This window comes from Vibrio sp. Makdt, from assembly GCF_027587015.1.
GTDB lineage: Bacteria > Pseudomonadota > Gammaproteobacteria > Enterobacterales > Vibrionaceae > Vibrio > Vibrio chagasii_B.
This window is the reverse complement of the sequence record NZ_JAPPTH010000007.1, coordinates 136,201-152,618: the sequence shown is the minus strand read 5'-3', so window position 1 is coordinate 152,618 and position 16,418 is coordinate 136,201. Positions and strand designations below refer to the sequence as shown.

Here is a 16,418-nt window from a genome sequence, read left to right as displayed (position 1 = left end):
CCTAGTTATGATTCGCCACGTTCATTATTGAGCGAGACGCGCCAGAAATTGCTATTTTATGCGCCAACTCTCGTTAGCGCAATATTTGGACGCATTAGATCTTTCAAAAAATGAAAAAAATGCCTTCCTTTTGTTTAACCACGCTCTGCAATGATTGCTTTTGCAACATTGTTAGGCACTTCAGCGTACTCACTAAACTCCATGGAGTAAGAAGCACGACCTTGTGTCGCAGAACGTAAATCAGTTGAGTAACCGAACATGACAGACAACGGAACTTGTGCACGAATTATCTTCAGGCCAGCTGTCCCCTCGTCCATACCTTCGATGATGCCGCGACGACGGTTAATATCGCCAACAACGTCACCCATCCAGTCTTCTGGAGTAGTCACTTCAACTTTCATCATAGGCTCAAGCAGAACTGGTTGCGCTTCAAGTGCACCTGATCTGAAAGCCATAGAGGCAGCGATTGTAAACGCCATCTCACTTGAATCTGTTTCATGGTAAGAACCATCATATAGTGTAGCTTTGATATCCAGAACTGGATAGCCAGCAAGCACACCATTGTTCATCTGCTCTTCAACGCCTTTAGCTACTGAAGCGATAAACTCTTTTGGTACTGTACCATCGGCAATTTCATCCACGAAGACAAAGCCTTCGCCAACTTCTGATGGTTCCAGTTTCAGCCATACATGACCGTACTGACCTTTACCACCGTGTTCACGGATAAATTTACCTTCCGCTTTCGCTGTACCACGAATTGTTTCACGGTAAGCGACTTGCGGGTTACCAACGTTGCAGTTCACGCTAAATTCGCGCTTCATACGGTCAACGATGATATCTAAGTGTAGTTCACCCATACCAGAAATCAGTGTCTGGCCTGTTTCGTCATCCATATCGACGCGGAACGATGGGTCTTCTGCCGCTAACTTACTTAGCGCGATAGTCATTTTATCTTGATCGGCTTGTGAGCTTGGCTCTACAACGATCTGAATAACTGGGTCTGGGAATTCCATGCGCTCTAGAACAATCTTATGGTTCTGGTCACACAGAGTTTCACCAGTGGTCACATCTTTTAGGCCGATAATAGCCGCGATGTCACCTGCTCGTACTTCTTTTACTTCTTCACGCTTGTTTGAGTGCATTTGTACAATGCGACCTAAACGTTCACGTTGTTTCTTCACAGAGTTGTAAGCTGTTTTACCGCTTTCAACAACACCAGAGTAAACACGGATGAAAGTTAGAGTACCAACGAATGGGTCTGTTGCGATCTTAAATGCTAGCGCTGAGAACGGTTCTTTGTCGTCCGCGTGACGCTCTGCTTCATTCTCGTCTTCATCGATGCCCTTAATTGCAGGTACATCAACTGGAGAAGGAAGGAAATCAACCACTGCATCTAGAACAGCTTGTACACCTTTGTTTTTGAATGCACTACCACAAGTTGCTAGTACGATTTCATTATTAAGAGTACGAGTACGAAGACCTTGTTTGATTTCAGCTTCTGTCAGTTCACCTTCTTCAAGGTACTTATCCATTAGCTCTTCAGAGGCTTCTGCCGCTGCTTCAACAAGTTCTGTACGATATTCTTCAGCCATTTCTTGCATGTCTGCTGGAATGTCTTCGTACGTAAAAGTCATGCCCTGGTCAGCTTCATTCCAGTTGATTGCCTTCATCTTGATAAGATCGACAACACCTTGGAAGTTTTCTTCTGCGCCAATGTTCAGTTGAATCGGAACAGGAGTCGCGCCTAGGCGGTCCTTGATCTGCTCGATAACGCGCAAGAAGTCTGCGCCAGTACGGTCCATTTTGTTAACGAAAACCATACGAGGAACTTGGTACTTATCAGCTTGACGCCAAACTGTCTCTGATTGAGGCTCAACACCAGATGAACCACAGAACACAACAACGGCACCATCAAGTACACGTAGAGAACGTTCTACTTCGATAGTGAAGTCAACGTGTCCAGGAGTGTCGATGATATTGATACGGTGATCTGGGAATTGCGCTTCCATACCACGCCAGAACGTAGTGGTTGCTGCTGAAGTGATCGTAATACCGCGCTCTTGCTCTTGCTCCATCCAGTCCATGGTTGCTGCACCATCGTGAACTTCGCCGATTTTGTGAGAAAGACCGGTATAGAACAGAATACGTTCACTTGTGGTTGTTTTACCTGCATCTACGTGAGCAACGATACCGATGTTACGGTACTGCTCAATAGGAGTTTTACGAGCCACGGTTGAATCCTCTTATTAGAGACTTAGGGACTATTGCTATACCTAGGGTTGAAATTTGCCTGCCCTAGAAATAGCAATAGTTCCTAGCATAAGCATAGGAACTAAAGAAGTGCTGCAAGGAACCTTGCAGCACTAAAAAGGTATTACCAACGGTAATGTGCGAACGCTTTGTTTGCGTCAGCCATGCGGTGAACGTCTTCACGTTTCTTAACCGCAGTACCTTTGTTCTCAGACGCGTCTAGCATTTCAGCAGCTAGGCGTTGAGCCATAGATTTTTCACCACGCTTACGCGCAGCTTCAACTACCCAACGCATAGCAAGAGCGTTACGGCGAACCGGACGAACTTCTACAGGTACTTGGTAAGTTGAACCACCTACACGGCGAGATTTAACTTCTACCGCTGGGCGAACATTTTCAAGAGCTTCTTCAAATACAGCTAAGTGGTCTTTACCAGACTTCTCAGCCATTGCATCTAGTGCAGTGTAAACAATTTTCTCTGCAGTAGATTTCTTTCCGTCAACCATTAGGATGTTAACGAATTTTGCCAGCAGTTCAGATTTGAACTTTGGATCTGGAAGGATCTTACGCTGACCTATTACGCGACGACGTGGCATGGATATTCTCCGTTGTCTTCTTCAGGTTTTTTCCAAAACTTTTCAGAATAATAAATAAAATAGTGTTTGGCCTTACTTAACGATTTCTTTTTAAAAAAGAGAATCAATTAAGACTTAGGACGTTTCACACCGTACTTAGAACGACCTTGTTTACGGTCGTTAACGCCAGCACAGTCAAGTGCGCCGCGAACAGTGTGGTAACGAACACCCGGAAGGTCTTTTACACGACCGCCACGGATTAGTACAACACTGTGCTCTTGTAGGTTGTGGCCTTCACCGCCGATGTACGAAGTTACTTCGAAACCGTTAGTTAGACGTACACGACATACTTTACGTAGTGCCGAGTTAGGTTTTTTAGGTGTAGTAGTGTAAACACGAGTACATACACCACGTTTTTGTGGGCACGCTTCTAGTGCAGGCACGTTGCTTTTAACAACTTGCTTTACACGAGGTTTGCGAACCAACTGGTTAATAGTTGCCATTAACTAGCTCCTGAAATTTACTTGAAAGTAAGCTTTGTGAAAAATCTATCCCTAACTACATGTCGCAATTAGGGACGCAAAATTCTATTCAGCAGTGGGATGTGTGTCAAGAAATATACAGATCTTTTTTAGCCGTCTAGAGCTCAGGATGGTTTAGTTTTGACCAAGCCGATAGAACATGGCTACCAAGTGACTGATTTGTCGTTTAAAACTGTCAATTCAACAAAGCCATCAAAGCCTACTTGTGTGATGGCTTCAGAGGCCAGTTTTTGTAGGCCACGACTCTCTAGATCGGGTTTTAATACCGACACATACTCGACTGCACTGATTTGAGTGAATAACTCATGATTTGGAAGGCAAACATACACCGCATCTTCAACTAACAAGAACTGATCCTGTGTTTGCGAATAGACGAGTGCAAGCTTGAGTTTATCGGCTGTTTTAACAATATGAAGCATAGCGTTTCCTAGAAAGTCAGTATCTGTTGGCACTGAGCTAACGTCTGCGCTAACTCATCGACTTCTGTGACGGTTACATCAATCAACAAATCATCAGCTGAAAGGCCGAACTGATTCAGGCTTCGCTGACATACGTATACCTGTTCGATATCGTACAGATCCATCAACTTAAACGCCGAGATGTAGTCACGGGACAGTGTCTGTTCAGGCTGTTGTGCTTTAAGAAGCTGAGTCACACCATCGCCGACAAAAAATACCACGATCTCTTCACTATAAGCCGACGCAGCTAATAATGCGTCTAAACCTTCTCTACCCGCAGCGGTAGTATGGGGAAAGCTATTAAATACAAAAGCTAATTTTCTCAAAACTGTACCACTCTGTCTTGCGTGAGTAGCGCTTCGGATAAGCTACCTAAACCAGCCTGTGTGAATCCAGAAGCTAAGTTAGAGCCACTAAGCTGATGCTGCTCTGCTTCTTCAGAACTGATGATGCCACGTCTTAGTGCCGCCGCAACACAGGTCTCAAGACTCACATTGTGTTCATTTGCCAATTTCTGCCAAGCCGCAGCCAAATCAAACTCATCATTAGCTGGCACAGTAAGGTCAGAGCCGTTACTTACGCCGTCTTGATAAAAGAACACACTGTGGAGTTTGTGGCCCTGTTGAAGCAGAGCCACGGCAAACTGGTAAGCACTTCTTGCTGACTGTGAACCATAGAGAGGTCCATTAACTAGGAGTGTATAGCTTAACAACCCTCTTCATCCTCTGTTTTACGCTGACGGATATATAGGTACACGGTGTGCTTAGAAATATTCAATCGCTCAGCAACACGGTTAATCGCATCTTTGATATCGAAAATACCTTTGTCGTACAACTCCATCACGATTTGACGGTTCTTGGTATTGTTCGATACTGACTTGTCGGCATTGATCTCTTCAATGGTGCGCTCAACTGTTTGGTCAACAAGCTCTTCAACATCGCTTGCAAAGTTAACCGATGATGCAGCTTCGTCTGCGTCTTGTGTCGGCATGAAAGATTGCAGCACTTGAGAGAAAGGCGCATCCAGGTTCACGTTAATACACAGCAGGCCAATCACTCGGTCTTCACCATTTCGGATAGCCACAGTGATCGACTTCATCAACACGCCGCCTTTAGCACGGGTGAAGTATGAGCGCGAGAAGTTACGTTTAGAACCTTCGATATCTTTTAGCATCTTTAACGCAAGGTCAGTAATTGGCGAGCCAACCTGACGCCCCGTATTCTCACCGTTAGCAATTTTAATCGCAGAGGTGTTGAGGTCTTCTAAAGAGTGCAGAACGATCTCACAAAATGGGCCAATTAGACTCGCAATGCCGTCTACCACCGCTTCATAAGATCTTAGAATGATTTTATCGTGTTCACTGAATGGCATGACATTGACTGATTCCATTTCAAGTAACACATCTGCATTGACTGTTTCTGTAGTAGTCACTTATTCCTTACCTTCGTGTGAAAAATCAACAAATTTATGTAAGTTTATCAGAAAATTTTAATTGCACACCTAGCTAACATTGCAACTAGTGATTTAGAACAAGTTTAAAAATCAAATACTCATATTCGAATCATAAAAAAAGCCTAACGAAAAGTTAGGCTTTTTAGTCAATCAACGCTTTTTACAGCAGGATTTCTTGCAATTATTACTGAGCAGCAGGTGCTTCAGCGTTATCAATGCTTAGTAGTTCAACTTCGAATACTAGCGTTGAGTTAGCTGGGATAGTCGGTGTATCTTGCTCACCGTATGCTAGCTCTGGCGGGATTACAAATTTGTACTTAGAACCAACTTGCATTAGTTGTACGCCTTCAGTCCAACCTGGGATTACGCGGTTTAGTGGGAATGTTGCTGGTTCGCCACGGTCGTAAGAGCTGTCGAACTGAGTACCGTCAGTTAATGTACCTTTGTAGTGTACTTGAACTGTATCTGTGTCTTTTGGAGAAGCGCCTTCACCTTGTGTCATTACTTGGTAAAGTAGGCCAGATTCAGTTTGCTTAACGCCTTCAGTTTTTGCGAACTCAGCACGGAAATCGTCACCTGCTTTCTTAGTTTCAGCTGATTTCTCTGCCGCTTGTGCTTGCATAGTTTCAGCAACACGCTTGTCTAGAGCTTCAAGCGCTGCACGAGTTTCTTCTTCGTTAAGTGCAGTTTTCTCTGCGAATACGTCTTCAATACCTTGAAGAACCATGTCTTTGTCTAGATTAATGCCTAGCTCGCTTGGCTTATCAATGCTTGTGCTCAGGTAGTTTGCGAAAGATACGCCGATTGCGTATGCCGCTTTGTCATCTTCGGTTTTAAAGTTTACTGCTTCTACTTTAACTTCTTCTACTTGAGGTGCTTCTGCCTTTGGTTCTTCTTTCTGACAACCAACTGCTAGCATAACCGTTGCGGCAAGCAGTGATACTTTTAAAACTGATTTCATTGAATTCTCCAATTAATGGCCAAGCCATTGGTTATTGTGCACAAATCTAATGATTAGATTGGTGTGAATACGTTAGTTATAACAATATACTAGTCATATGTCTTTCGACACAAACCGGATTATTAGAAGTGATGCAAATATTTTTCCATTCCTTGCTATGTGCAATTGTCATCACCTTGTTAAATGGATGCTTTTTCTTTCAAGACGATGAGCAGCGTTGGGAAATTGAGCCCAGCGGCGCCACCAGCTTTGCCTTAAGCAGAGATGGACGCTTCGCCCTGCTCTACTCTCAGCAAAAACAATTGCTACTTTGGGACCTTGCCGAAAACAAAGAGTTAGCCCAACTCGGCCCTCAAGATCAGTCCGAAAACCAAGTATCGCGCATTCGAATCTCTGACAATGGCCGCTTTGCCATTACTGCCAGCCAGATGAACTTCGCCGTGTGGGACCTATCTTGGACCCAAGCTGAAGGGCTATGGTCTATCTCAGACGGCTTAATTCGCGATGTTGATATCTCTAGCAATGGTGAAAAAGTACTGCTCGGTTTATCTAATGGTAAAGCCATCTATGTGGACTTAGTCACCGGACGCCGTCTGGAGTTCCTTGCTCATAGAGAAAAAGTTAATTCCGTTGCCCTTTCTTCGAACGGTCGCTATGCGCTTTCTGGCGGTAACGACTATAAAGCCTACCTGTGGGATACCGAAACCGGCTTGGTATTACGAACCTTTGAGCATGAACAAAGAGTAGTACGTGTTGCCCTACAACGTGACGGTAATTTAGCTTTTACCTCTGATGGTGGTAATCAAGCGATGATTTGGGATCTTGAAACGGGCGAACCTCAAGCCCAGCTGCAGAGTTGGTCTCGACAACTGATATTCTCCAGTGCCCGCTTTTCTGATGATGGCAGCATGTTGGTGACAGGCACTCCATCAAGCCAAGTGAGCGTGTGGAATACTGAGGACGGCAAACGACTTTCACGACACGATGCAGAGCCATTAAAAGATACTCGCCCTCCTCGTGCGGTAGTGTATGATGCAGCCTTTGATGATAAGAACCGTGTAATATCGGGCACCTCTGCGGGCATCGCCCAAGCTTGGAATGTGGATTAAGAACGATGACAGAAAAGCGAGTTGAACAGTTAGAAAGCCGCGTGAATGACTTAGAATGTCAGCTAGCTTTCCAAGAACAGACCATTGAAGAACTCAATGAAGCGCTTAGCCAACAACAGATGTTGATCACTAAGATGCAAGACCAAATGAAATATGTAGTGGGTAAAGTGAAGAACATTGATGGTTCAAACTTGGCTGACGCATCTGAAGAGACGCCACCACCACATTACTAATGTGCGTTGCCAATGAGCTGCGGCTTATTGGTCTGGTTGAAAAACAAAAAGCGACAGAGAATATCTGTCGCCTTTTGCGTATTTGATTGGGAACTTGAGTTACACCGAAGCTTGACTAGTCATCGGCATAAATCTTAACTTCAACTCGACCTTCTGTATCGACACTAGCACGGTACATGCCTGAACTGTTCATGCCGAAGTGAATGTCACCTTGGCCATCAATCGCAATCAGACCACCTTCACCGCCCATGGTTTTCAGTTCACCTTGGATGATATGTTCACATGCGGTATGAACATCTTCTTTAAGATAACGCATGCGCGCAGCCACATCACTGGCAACCATTTTTCTTAAGAAGAACTCCCCCATGCCAGTAGTAGAAACCGCAACATTGCCATTTTCAGCAATAGTGCCCGCGCCAATGATTGGCGAATCGCCGACACGGCCGTACTTCTTGTTTGTCACACCGCCAGTACTGGTCGCTGCCGCCAAGTTGCCCGCTTGGTCTAATGCCACCGCGCCAACCGTGCCGTACTTTTTGTCGTCTGGGTATTTCTCAGCTTGCTGCTCATCGTATTTCGCTTCAGATAGAGCAAATATGCCCTTCTCTTTCATCGATTGAAGTTGGTCGTAACGGCGCTCAGTAAAGAAGTAGTCTTGCTCGGTAAAGGTATAGTCGTGTTCAAAGGCAAACTTCTCCGCCCCTTCTCCAATCAACAATACATGGTCGCTTTTCAGCATCACATCGCGGGCTAATTCGATCGGGTTTTTAATGTGGCGAACACCAGCAATAGCACCCGCATCCATTTCACGACCGTGCATCACCGACGCATCCATCTCAACAAACTCATCATGCGTAAGAACGGAGCCCTTACCCGCATTGAAGTGTGGGCTGTCTTCCATCACCTTTACCGATGCCACTACCGCATCCAACGCATCACCACCCGATTGCAGCACTTGGTAACCAGCTAACACTGATTTTTCTAAAGCCTCAGTAATGTCCACTTTTAGCTCATCACTCATTTGCTCTCGCAAGATGGTTCCAGCACCACCGTGAATGGCAATTGAAAAAGGTTGCGACATCTATACTCTCCACTGACGTATTCTTGTTATCTGTCGCTATCAATATCATATCCAAAGCTCGATGTCTGATAGCAACAACAAATCTTTCGCTAGCGGTCATGCTCACGCCAGAAAGCACAACCCCAATACGAAAAAAGCCTCCACAAGGGAGGCTTTAATATTCTTGAACTAATCCGTTAGGTCGGTATTAGTGAGAACCACAGCTACCGCCGCCGCAGCAGCCGTCTTTTTTCTCTTCACCGTGGTCGTGGCCTTCGCCACCACAGCAACCGCCTTCGTGGTCATGGTCATGGTCGTGACCGTGGCTGCCACAGCCACCAGCTTGGTGTACGTGACCGTGTTGAACTTCTTCTTCAGTCGCTTCACGAACCGCTACCACTTCAACGTCAAACGTTAGAGTTTGGCCAGCTAGCATGTGGTTACCATCAACAACAACTTCGTCGCCGTCTACTTCAGTTACTTCTACTGGGATTGGACCTTGGTCTGTATCCGCTAGGAAGCGCATACCAACTTCGATTTGCTCAACACCTTGGAAAACGTCAGCAGGAACACGTTGCACTAGTGCGTCGTTGTGCTCACCGTAAGCGTCTTCTGGAGTAACCGTTGCAGAGAACTTGTCGCCAGCTACTTTGCCTTCAAGCTCTTTTTCAAGACCTGTAATTAGGTTGTTATGACCGTGAAGGTAATCTAGTGGAGCTTCTGCAGTTGATTGGTCAACTACTACGCCATCTTCAAGTTTCACTTGATATGCAACACTAACTACTACGTTCTTTTCAATTTTCATGAGAGCTCCAAGGAGGTTTGGACTAAGCTCCAACAGTTGAGCTTAGGAAAAATTCTGTACCCGGATATTATGGGGATCAATTATCGAAACTCAATCATTCAGGCTTAAAAATACCGATCATTTCTTGATTCGCGTGTTCAGATTTCTCTACAGTTTTCGGTTTACGTTGCTCTGAGAAGTCACAATCGACACATTCCACCAGCTCGATATTATTCTCAATCCACCAACGAAGCGTGTCTTGAGTATTGCAGCTTGGGCAGCTCGCCCCTGCGATAAAGCGTTTTTTCTGTTTCACGTTAATATCCTTTACTACTCTGGATTCGCGGTTCTCTATGCTTGATGTGAAAGCGAATAGGACCACGTTTATTATTAGGTATCTCTGGGCAATGGCTTTTGGCTCAAAGCATTCATTACAAGCTCGAACCATTCACTCTAAGCTGAGGCTATTGCCAATAGTTTCGAGATTGGTGGTCATTCTCCATCTCATGTCCAAAGATCTCTTCAAGCTCTTTACGAGCTTCTTTTGCTCTTTGGGCTAATTCGGCGTCTTCATTATGCTGAGGCAACAGCTCTTTCAGCATACCATTATCCAACTTCCTAAAATGTGCTTCTGCTCGCTTCGCTTTATATGGGTGCATGCCAAGTTCGGTCAATGTTTGACGACCTAAATCGAGAGCCCCAAGGAAGGTTTCACGCGAGTAGTTACTCACTCCGTGGTTAAGTAATTGATACGCTTCAACACGGCTTCGAGCTCGCGCTAAGATCTTTAAGCGTGGGAAGTGCTGCTTACACAAATCGACGGTTTTCATGATTTCATCAGGAGAGTCAGTACACAACACTATCGCTTCGGCCTTATCTGCCCCCGCTGCGCGTAACAACTCCAAATGAGTGGAGTCACCGTAAAACACCTTATAGCCAAACTTTCTCAGGATGTGGATTTGGCTTGCGTCACTTTCCAAGATGGTAATGCGGATTTTATTGGCGTACATCAGACGACCAATGATCTGACCAAAGCGACCAAAGCCGGCAATGATCACTCGAGGGCTACGGTCAACCACATCCGAAGACATCGCATTCTCACTGATTTGATTCAATTGGCGAGCAAAGAACTTATCTTGTAGCTTAAGCATTAATGGTGTGGTCACCATTGATAAACTCACGACTACTAGCAAGAAAGATACTTGCTCACCACTCAAGATGCCTTGTGCACTTGCCGCCGTGAAGATAACGAAAGCGAATTCACCACCTTGGCTAAGAATCATTGCCATGCGACTACGCGCTTTGGCTTGAGTACCAAACACTCGCGCAAGGGCGTACAAAACCAAACCTTTTAGTACGACTAGCGCAAGAACAGCGATCAATATTGCGAATGGGCTTTCGGCCAACAATCCCAAGTTAACGGCCATACCTACTGAGATGAAGAACAGACCAAGCAACAACCCTTTGAACGGGTCAATCGCGATTTCCAGCTCATGTCGGTATTCACTCTCCGCCAGAAGCACACCAGCTAGGAAAGTACCCAATGCCATCGACAAGCCGATCTGTTGCATGATCACAGCAATACCAATCACCAATAGCAGAGCAGCAACGGTGAACAACTCACGTACACCACTCATTACCACATAGCGGAAAAGAGGCCTCAACAAGAAGTGACCGCCCACCAGCAAACCAACCACGCCACCTAGCATCCACAGCATGTCGCCCCAGCTTCCGCCGGTGTTACCAGCAAGCAGAGGCAGCATAGCCAACATTGGTATTACGGCAATATCTTGGAAAAGCAAAACCGCAAAGCCAGATTGCCCAGCTTCTTTACCACCAAGCTCTCGCTCTTCAATAACCCTTAAAGCGATAGCAGTCGAGGACAAGGCCAAACCCATACCTATTACTAGGCTCGTTTGCCACGTTAAACCGAACATGCAGGCGATGGCAGTAATAATCAGAGTAGTGATCAGCACCTGCGCGCCACCGAGCCCGAGAATAGGCGCTCGCATCTGCCACAGTTTTTTAGGGTTAAGCTCTAAACCAATCAGGAAGAGCAGCAGCACCACCCCGAATTCGGAAAAGTGTAGAATCGCTTCTACGTCACTAATTAACCCAAGCCCCCATGGGCCAATTGCCACACCCGCCAGCAAGTAGCCCAAAACTGAGCCTAAACCTGCGCGTTGTGCGATAGGAACAGCAACCACCGCGGCAGCTAAAAATATAACGCTACTTTGCAAAAATTCATTAGTCAGAGCCATCGTTCGCTCCTATATCTTGTAGCGGGTCTCGCAACCAGTTTCGATACGCTTCTGCATGTTGATACCGTGTCATATCTGTGACATTTCGTGCCCAGTGTAAAACCAATGGTGGTATCCAATTCATCTGACACAAAGCAGCTGTGAGTTCGAAAGGTTGTAAAATCTCTTGTAATGGATATTTATTATAGCCTGCTGCTCCAAACGCCTCTTCTTTACCACCCGTAGTGATAACACTTCGCCAATGTTTACCTTTCAGTGCACTTTGCTCACCAAACGCAAAGCCTTTGCCCAATACGCGGTCAAACCACTCTTTTAGCAATGAAGGGCAGGAATACATAAACAGAGGGTGTTGGAACACAATCACATCGTACTCAAGGAGTAATTCATGCTCATAAGGCACATCGATAAAGAAATCAGGATAGATGGCATAAAGATCGTGAATTTTGACATGCCCGAGCGACTCTACCTTCTTGACCATCATCTGATTAGCAATAGAGGTTTGTGGCTCTGGATGTGCGTAGATGATTAACACCTTAGGCACGGTTTTGTCTGTCGAGGGAGTATTACTCATTCCTTTGAAGCATTCCTTTTAAGGCTAAACGGTGGCAAGGCCACAAGAATTTAAGCAAAAGTTATTAATATGTTATTGGCATCATAACGCAAATTGCATTGTGATCGACTTTTATCTGGTTTCAGCCTACTATGCAGGCGTCTGTTCATCTCTAATTTCTATGCTATTTCTATGATTACTTTCTCTGATATTCAATTGCTACGCGGCGGTAAGCCCCTCCTCGACCAAGCATCTGCGACTCTTCACCCTGGCGACAAGATTGGCTTGGTAGGCAAAAACGGTTGTGGTAAATCGACGCTGTTCGCTTTAATTAAAGACGAGCTATCGATTGATGCTGGCTCATTCAGCAAACCTGCTCATTGGGAAATGGCGTGGGTTGCTCAAGAAACTCCAGCATTAGAAAGAACAGCAATTGAATACGTGATTGATGGTGACCGTGAATATCGTGGCCTCGAAGATCAGCTACAAAGAGCGGAAGTAGCCGACAACGGCACACTCGTCGCAGAGATTCACGGCAAGATAGAGACCATTGGTGGTTACAGCATCAAAGCTCGCGCAGCCGAATTGCTAGACGGCCTAGGCTTTAGCCAAGAACAAATGACATGGAACCTGACTCAATTCTCAGGTGGTTGGCGTATGCGTTTGAACCTAGCTCAAGCCCTACTGTGCCGCAGTGACTTACTGCTGCTCGATGAGCCAACCAACCACTTGGACTTGGATGCAGTAATGTGGCTAGAGCGCTGGTTACAAACCTACCCTGGTACGCTAGTACTTATCTCGCACGATAGAGACTTCTTAGATCCTATCGTCAATCGTATCGTGCATGTTGAAAACCAAAAGTTAAATGAGTACACAGGCAACTACTCATCGTTTGAGAATCAACGAGCGCAAAAGCTAATTCTGCAACAGGCGATGTACCAGAAGCAGCAAAAGCAGATGGCTCACATGCAGAGCTACATCGACCGTTTCCGTTATAAAGCTTCAAAGGCTCGCCAAGCGCAAAGCCGCATTAAAGCACTCGAAAAAATGGAACAAGTACTGCCCGCTCAGTTTGATAACCCATTCAGCTTTGAGTTCAGAGAGCCTGACGCACTACCAAACCCAATCATGATGATGGATGAAGTATCTGCGGGCTACGACGACAACCTAATCCTAGAGAAGATTCGCCTTAACCTGGTTCCAGGCAGCCGTATCGGTCTACTGGGTCGAAACGGCGCAGGTAAATCGACGCTTATTAAGCTGCTTTCTGGCGAACTGAAACAGCAAGGTGGCGAGCTGAGCTACTCACAAGGCGTTAAGATTGGTTACTTCGCACAGCATCAACTAGAAACGCTGCACCCAGAAGAAACACCACTGCAACACATGATGCAGATTGCGCCTAAGCACACCGAACAACAGCTGCGTGATTATCTTGGTAGCTTCGGCTTCCAAGGCGAGAAAGCACTGGATAAAGTAGCGCCTTTCTCAGGTGGTGAGAAAGCACGTTTAGTGTTGGCACTGCTCGTCTGGCAAAAACCGAACCTGTTACTACTCGATGAACCAACCAACCACTTGGATCTCGACATGCGTCAAGCGCTGACGTTTGCTCTTCAGACATTTGAAGGCGCAATGGTTATCGTATCGCACGACCGTTACCTACTTCGTGCAACTACCGATGACCTGTACCTTGTACACGACCGCCAAGTTGCACCGTTTGACGGTGACCTGAACGATTACTACAAGTGGCTCACCGAACAACAAAAAGTGGAACGCAAAGAAGCACAAGCACAGGCTCCAGCGAAAGATGGCGCCAACAGTGCTGCTGCGAAAAAAGAGCAAAAACGTAAAGAAGCGGAGTTCCGTAAGTTAACCGCGCCAATCCGTAAAAAGCTGACTCAATTTGAAAAACAGATGGATAAACTGACGCTTGCTCTTGAAGAAGCTGAACAACAATTATCCGACACTTCACTGTATGAAGCTGAAAATAAGGCTAAACTGAATGAAGTACTCGCTCTACAAGCGAGCAGTAAGTCACAACTGGAAGAAGTTGAAATGGATTGGATGTCCACTCAAGAAGAGCTTGAGCAGATGGAACAGGATATGGATAGTTTATGAGCCTAAAGCACGCCCCAATATCACTCACACTGGAAAGACTATGGCAATTTAGCCTTCAGTACTACAGTGTGCGTGGTGTTAAAGATGCGTGCTTAGCTTTGCAAAACCAGTTCCACGGCAACGTCAATCTACTGCTGCTCCTCAAATGGCTTGATGAGCAGCAATTGTCTTTTGCAGAAGAAGAGTGGCACAAAGTGCAGCAGTGCTTAAGCCGCTCTGAGACTCTACTGCATAGCTATCGAGAGCTGCGCAAACACCTTAAAGAGCATGTTGTCGACTCTCTCTACCGTGAAGCCTTACAGTTTGAACTGCAACTTGAGAAGCAGCAGCAATCCGACCTTGTTGACTGTATCAACTCGCTGCAGCTATTCACCAATCAACAAGCGCCACTGGCTCTGCAATATTGTCGTCTACTCGGGGCAGAAAACCTCTATGACGCATTTTCTGAACCCGCCCCTCAGCCTTAACTCATTTTCTTTCTCTTTTGAGTTGTTCCGGTACAAGCTTACTCTCGTATTGATATTTCGGTGCACCTAGCAAAACGAGTGCTCATAGCAAGCAGAGGCTAGCTCGTACAAGTTTGATAATATTCAATCAGTTACTCACAACATATTTTTACATTGAGTCTCAGTGAAAGGCTTGCGCTTGCACCGAGAATCAACCAAGCTCAAATAAAAACGTGGGCGCATCGCAATACTTAATACTTTTCAAAGCCCATAAAAAGTACGGACTGTTTTATGACCATATTTACCGCAGCGGCTGGTTTATCTAACCCACACTTACAAACTTTAGTGCCAAGGTTTATCAGAAAGCAGGCGTTGTTCCATCCTACATGGCAAACCTTAGAAACGCCTGATGGTGATTTCCTAGACCTTGCTTGGAGTGAATCACCAGATAACGATGAACTGACGAGCAACAAACCTATCTTTATTCTGTTTCACGGATTAGAGGGCAGTTTTGAGAGCCCTTATGCCAACGGGCTGATGAATGCATTTGCGAAGGATGGTTGGTTATCCGTGATGATGCACTTTAGAGGCTGTAGCGGTAAACCGAATCGCCTGGCTCGCGCATATCACTCCGGTGAAGTTGAAGATGCTCGCTTTTTCCTAAGGCACCTGCATGCACAGTTTCCCAACAACCCTAAGGTGGCAGTCGGCATCTCTTTAGGTGGAAACATGTTAGCTAATTATCTGGCTGAATATTCAGACGATCCCCTGCTATCAGCAGCAACCATAGTGTCAGCTCCGTTTGATCTGGCTTGTTGCGCGAGTCGCATTGAAAAAGGCTTTTCTAAGCTCTACAAGAAGTACCTGCTCAGCTCTCTCAAATCAAACGCCCTAAAAAAGATTAACCTGCTGCAAGAGAAGCTCAACATCACCGCTGAGACAATCAAGAAGATTGATAAGTTGTATGAGTTTGATGAACGAATCACCGCGCCTCTGCATGGATTCAAGAACGCTCAAGACTATTACGCACAGTGCTCAGCTCTTCCTAAGCTCAATAAGATAAAGCTACCAACTCAGATCATTCATGCTAAAGACGATCCTTTCATGACTGATGATGTGATTCCAAAATTCGTTCTACCGGATAACATCGATTATCGCTTGTTCCAGAAAGGGGGTCATGTTGGGTTTATTACTGGTAGTACGCTAAAACCAAGGTTTTGGTTAGAAGAAGCGCTGCCTGCCTACTATGAAAGTATTCAAGATTCGGCATAACGGCTAAGCCTACTAAAGATATAAGTGAAACCTTGATAAGATAGCGCAGCCCCTAATTGGGGTTGTACTAAAACATCACTAGACACACTCATCAACATATCAATGAACATAAAAGAGAGAAGTATTTATGATCATCCCATGGCAAGACATCGCGCCAGAGACTCTGGAAAACCTCATCAAAGAATTCGTGCTGCGTGAAGGCACAGACTATGGCGACGTGGAGATCTCTCTACAAAACAAGATTGACCAAGTGAAACATCAATTAGCTTCTGGTGAAGCCAACATCGTGTTTTCCGAACTGCACGAGACCGTTGATATCCAGCTCACAAAACGCTTCTAAGCTGCGTTGAG

Annotated in this window: 19 protein-coding genes; 6 read left to right on the top strand and 13 right to left on the bottom strand. The window is 45.6% G+C overall.

Going from position 1 to position 16,418, the window contains the following annotated elements:
- Positions 1 to 134 precede the first annotated feature (134 nt).
- The 8 genes from fusA to fkpA all read right to left on the bottom strand — a co-directional run bounded on the left by fusA (position 135) and on the right by fkpA (position 6,237).
- Positions 135 to 2,231: an elongation factor G gene (fusA, locus tag OH460_RS11205; protein ID WP_105057637.1), complete on the bottom strand. Its 2,097-nt coding sequence runs from the start codon at positions 2,229 to 2,231 to the stop codon at positions 135 to 137.
- Between the two features lie 143 nt (positions 2,232 to 2,374).
- Positions 2,375 to 2,845 carry a 30S ribosomal protein S7 gene (gene rpsG, locus OH460_RS11200; protein ID WP_004737195.1) on the bottom strand — a complete coding sequence of 157 codons (471 nt, stop codon included), beginning with the start codon at positions 2,843 to 2,845 and terminating at the stop codon, positions 2,375 to 2,377.
- A gap of 107 nt (positions 2,846 to 2,952) precedes the next feature.
- Positions 2,953 to 3,327, bottom strand: coding sequence for a 30S ribosomal protein S12 (gene rpsL, locus OH460_RS11195; RefSeq protein ID WP_004737194.1), 375 nt, complete (start codon positions 3,325 to 3,327; stop codon positions 2,953 to 2,955).
- Positions 3,328 to 3,509: 182 nt separating this feature from the next.
- Positions 3,510 to 3,785 (bottom strand): sulfurtransferase complex subunit TusB, encoded by a 276-nt coding sequence (gene tusB, locus OH460_RS11190; RefSeq protein ID WP_269997119.1) that lies wholly within the window; start codon positions 3,783 to 3,785, stop codon positions 3,510 to 3,512.
- Positions 3,786 to 3,793: 8 nt separating this feature from the next.
- Positions 3,794 to 4,150 (bottom strand): sulfurtransferase complex subunit TusC, encoded by a 357-nt coding sequence (gene tusC / locus OH460_RS11185; RefSeq protein ID WP_269997117.1) that lies wholly within the window; start codon positions 4,148 to 4,150, stop codon positions 3,794 to 3,796.
- The gene (gene tusD, locus OH460_RS11180) at positions 4,147 to 4,536 is read right to left on the bottom strand and encodes a sulfurtransferase complex subunit TusD (protein WP_004737191.1); all 390 of its coding nucleotides are present in this window, start codon (positions 4,534 to 4,536) and stop codon (positions 4,147 to 4,149) included. The genes tusC and tusD overlap by 4 nt, the downstream gene beginning before the upstream one ends.
- Positions 4,530 to 5,255, bottom strand: coding sequence for a helix-turn-helix transcriptional regulator (locus OH460_RS11175; protein WP_004737190.1), 726 nt, complete (start codon positions 5,253 to 5,255; stop codon positions 4,530 to 4,532). The genes tusD and OH460_RS11175 overlap by 7 nt, the downstream gene beginning before the upstream one ends.
- A 205-nt stretch (positions 5,256 to 5,460) precedes the next feature.
- Positions 5,461 to 6,237 carry an FKBP-type peptidyl-prolyl cis-trans isomerase gene (fkpA, locus tag OH460_RS11170; RefSeq protein WP_061033636.1) on the bottom strand — a complete coding sequence of 259 codons (777 nt, stop codon included), beginning with the start codon at positions 6,235 to 6,237 and terminating at the stop codon, positions 5,461 to 5,463.
- A 131-nt stretch (positions 6,238 to 6,368) separates the two neighbouring features.
- Between fkpA and OH460_RS11165 the strand changes: the two genes are divergently transcribed.
- Positions 6,369 to 7,346 carry a WD40 repeat domain-containing protein gene (locus tag OH460_RS11165; protein ID WP_269997220.1) on the top strand — a complete coding sequence of 326 codons (978 nt, stop codon included), beginning with the start codon at positions 6,369 to 6,371 and terminating at the stop codon, positions 7,344 to 7,346.
- A 5-nt stretch (positions 7,347 to 7,351) separates the two neighbouring features.
- Complete coding sequence (locus OH460_RS11160) at positions 7,352 to 7,579, top strand: SlyX family protein (protein ID WP_004737187.1); 228 nt, start codon at positions 7,352 to 7,354, stop codon at positions 7,577 to 7,579.
- A gap of 115 nt (positions 7,580 to 7,694) precedes the next feature.
- On the opposite strand, the gene OH460_RS11155 is transcribed toward OH460_RS11160, so the two are convergent.
- The 5 genes from OH460_RS11155 to kefG form a co-directional block, all read right to left on the bottom strand.
- A complete protein-coding gene (locus tag OH460_RS11155) occupies positions 7,695 to 8,660 on the bottom strand; it encodes an isoaspartyl peptidase/L-asparaginase family protein (protein ID WP_269997111.1) in 966 nt (321 codons plus the stop codon).
- Between the two features lie 187 nt (positions 8,661 to 8,847).
- The gene (gene slyD, locus OH460_RS11150) at positions 8,848 to 9,444 is read right to left on the bottom strand and encodes a peptidylprolyl isomerase (RefSeq protein WP_269997109.1); all 597 of its coding nucleotides are present in this window, start codon (positions 9,442 to 9,444) and stop codon (positions 8,848 to 8,850) included.
- Positions 9,445 to 9,538: 94 nt separating this feature from the next.
- On the bottom strand, positions 9,539 to 9,739 hold the full coding sequence (locus tag OH460_RS11145) for a YheV family putative zinc ribbon protein (protein ID WP_004737184.1): 201 nt from the start codon (positions 9,737 to 9,739) through the stop codon (positions 9,539 to 9,541).
- A gap of 148 nt (positions 9,740 to 9,887) precedes the next feature.
- Complete coding sequence (gene kefB / locus OH460_RS11140; protein WP_239962825.1) at positions 9,888 to 11,684, bottom strand: glutathione-regulated potassium-efflux system protein KefB; 1,797 nt, start codon at positions 11,682 to 11,684, stop codon at positions 9,888 to 9,890.
- Positions 11,671 to 12,255: a glutathione-regulated potassium-efflux system ancillary protein KefG gene (kefG, locus tag OH460_RS11135; protein ID WP_061033642.1), complete on the bottom strand. Its 585-nt coding sequence runs from the start codon at positions 12,253 to 12,255 to the stop codon at positions 11,671 to 11,673. Before kefG ends, kefB begins: the two co-directional genes overlap by 14 nt.
- Before the next feature lie 171 nt (positions 12,256 to 12,426).
- Here kefG and OH460_RS11130 point away from each other — a divergent pair, with 171 nt between their 5' ends.
- The 4 genes from OH460_RS11130 (at position 12,427) to OH460_RS11115 (ending at position 16,407) form a co-directional block, all read left to right on the top strand.
- Positions 12,427 to 14,349 carry an ABC transporter ATP-binding protein gene (locus OH460_RS11130; protein ID WP_269997103.1) on the top strand — a complete coding sequence of 641 codons (1,923 nt, stop codon included), beginning with the start codon at positions 12,427 to 12,429 and terminating at the stop codon, positions 14,347 to 14,349.
- Entirely contained in the window at positions 14,346 to 14,816 is a 471-nt protein-coding gene (locus tag OH460_RS11125) for a TIGR02444 family protein (protein WP_008222332.1), read from the top strand. The genes OH460_RS11130 and OH460_RS11125 overlap by 4 nt, the downstream gene beginning before the upstream one ends.
- A gap of 270 nt (positions 14,817 to 15,086) precedes the next feature.
- Complete coding sequence (locus OH460_RS11120) at positions 15,087 to 16,067, top strand: hydrolase (protein WP_269997100.1); 981 nt, start codon at positions 15,087 to 15,089, stop codon at positions 16,065 to 16,067.
- A gap of 127 nt (positions 16,068 to 16,194) precedes the next feature.
- Positions 16,195 to 16,407: a YheU family protein gene (locus OH460_RS11115; RefSeq protein ID WP_269997098.1), complete on the top strand. Its 213-nt coding sequence runs from the start codon at positions 16,195 to 16,197 to the stop codon at positions 16,405 to 16,407.
- Positions 16,408 to 16,418: the final 11 nt, after the last annotated feature.

Bases quoted from the DNA above. Each gene is read 5' to 3' on its own strand.
- rpsG (WP_004737195.1), bottom strand. From the start codon at position 2,845: ATGCCACGTCGTCGCGTAATAGGTCAGCGTAAGATCCTTCCAGATCCA.
- rpsL (WP_004737194.1), bottom strand. From the start codon at position 3,327: ATGGCAACTATTAACCAGTTGGTTCGCAAACCTCGTGTAAAGCAAGTT.
- tusB (WP_269997119.1), bottom strand. From the start codon at position 3,785: ATGCTTCATATTGTTAAAACAGCCGATAAACTCAAGCTTGCACTCGTC.
- fkpA (WP_061033636.1), bottom strand. From the start codon at position 6,237: ATGAAATCAGTTTTAAAAGTATCACTGCTTGCCGCAACGGTTATGCTA.
- OH460_RS11165 (WP_269997220.1), top strand. From the start codon at position 6,369: ATGCAAATATTTTTCCATTCCTTGCTATGTGCAATTGTCATCACCTTG.
- OH460_RS11160 (WP_004737187.1), top strand. From the start codon at position 7,352: ATGACAGAAAAGCGAGTTGAACAGTTAGAAAGCCGCGTGAATGACTTA.
- OH460_RS11155 (WP_269997111.1), bottom strand. From the start codon at position 8,660: ATGTCGCAACCTTTTTCAATTGCCATTCACGGTGGTGCTGGAACCATC.
- slyD (WP_269997109.1), bottom strand. From the start codon at position 9,444: ATGAAAATTGAAAAGAACGTAGTAGTTAGTGTTGCATATCAAGTGAAA.
- kefB (WP_239962825.1), bottom strand. From the start codon at position 11,684: ATGGCTCTGACTAATGAATTTTTGCAAAGTAGCGTTATATTTTTAGCT.
- kefG (WP_061033642.1), bottom strand. From the start codon at position 12,255: ATGAGTAATACTCCCTCGACAGACAAAACCGTGCCTAAGGTGTTAATC.
- OH460_RS11130 (WP_269997103.1), top strand. From the start codon at position 12,427: ATGATTACTTTCTCTGATATTCAATTGCTACGCGGCGGTAAGCCCCTC.
- OH460_RS11125 (WP_008222332.1), top strand. From the start codon at position 14,346: ATGAGCCTAAAGCACGCCCCAATATCACTCACACTGGAAAGACTATGG.
- OH460_RS11120 (WP_269997100.1), top strand. From the start codon at position 15,087: ATGACCATATTTACCGCAGCGGCTGGTTTATCTAACCCACACTTACAA.
- OH460_RS11115 (WP_269997098.1), top strand. From the start codon at position 16,195: ATGATCATCCCATGGCAAGACATCGCGCCAGAGACTCTGGAAAACCTC.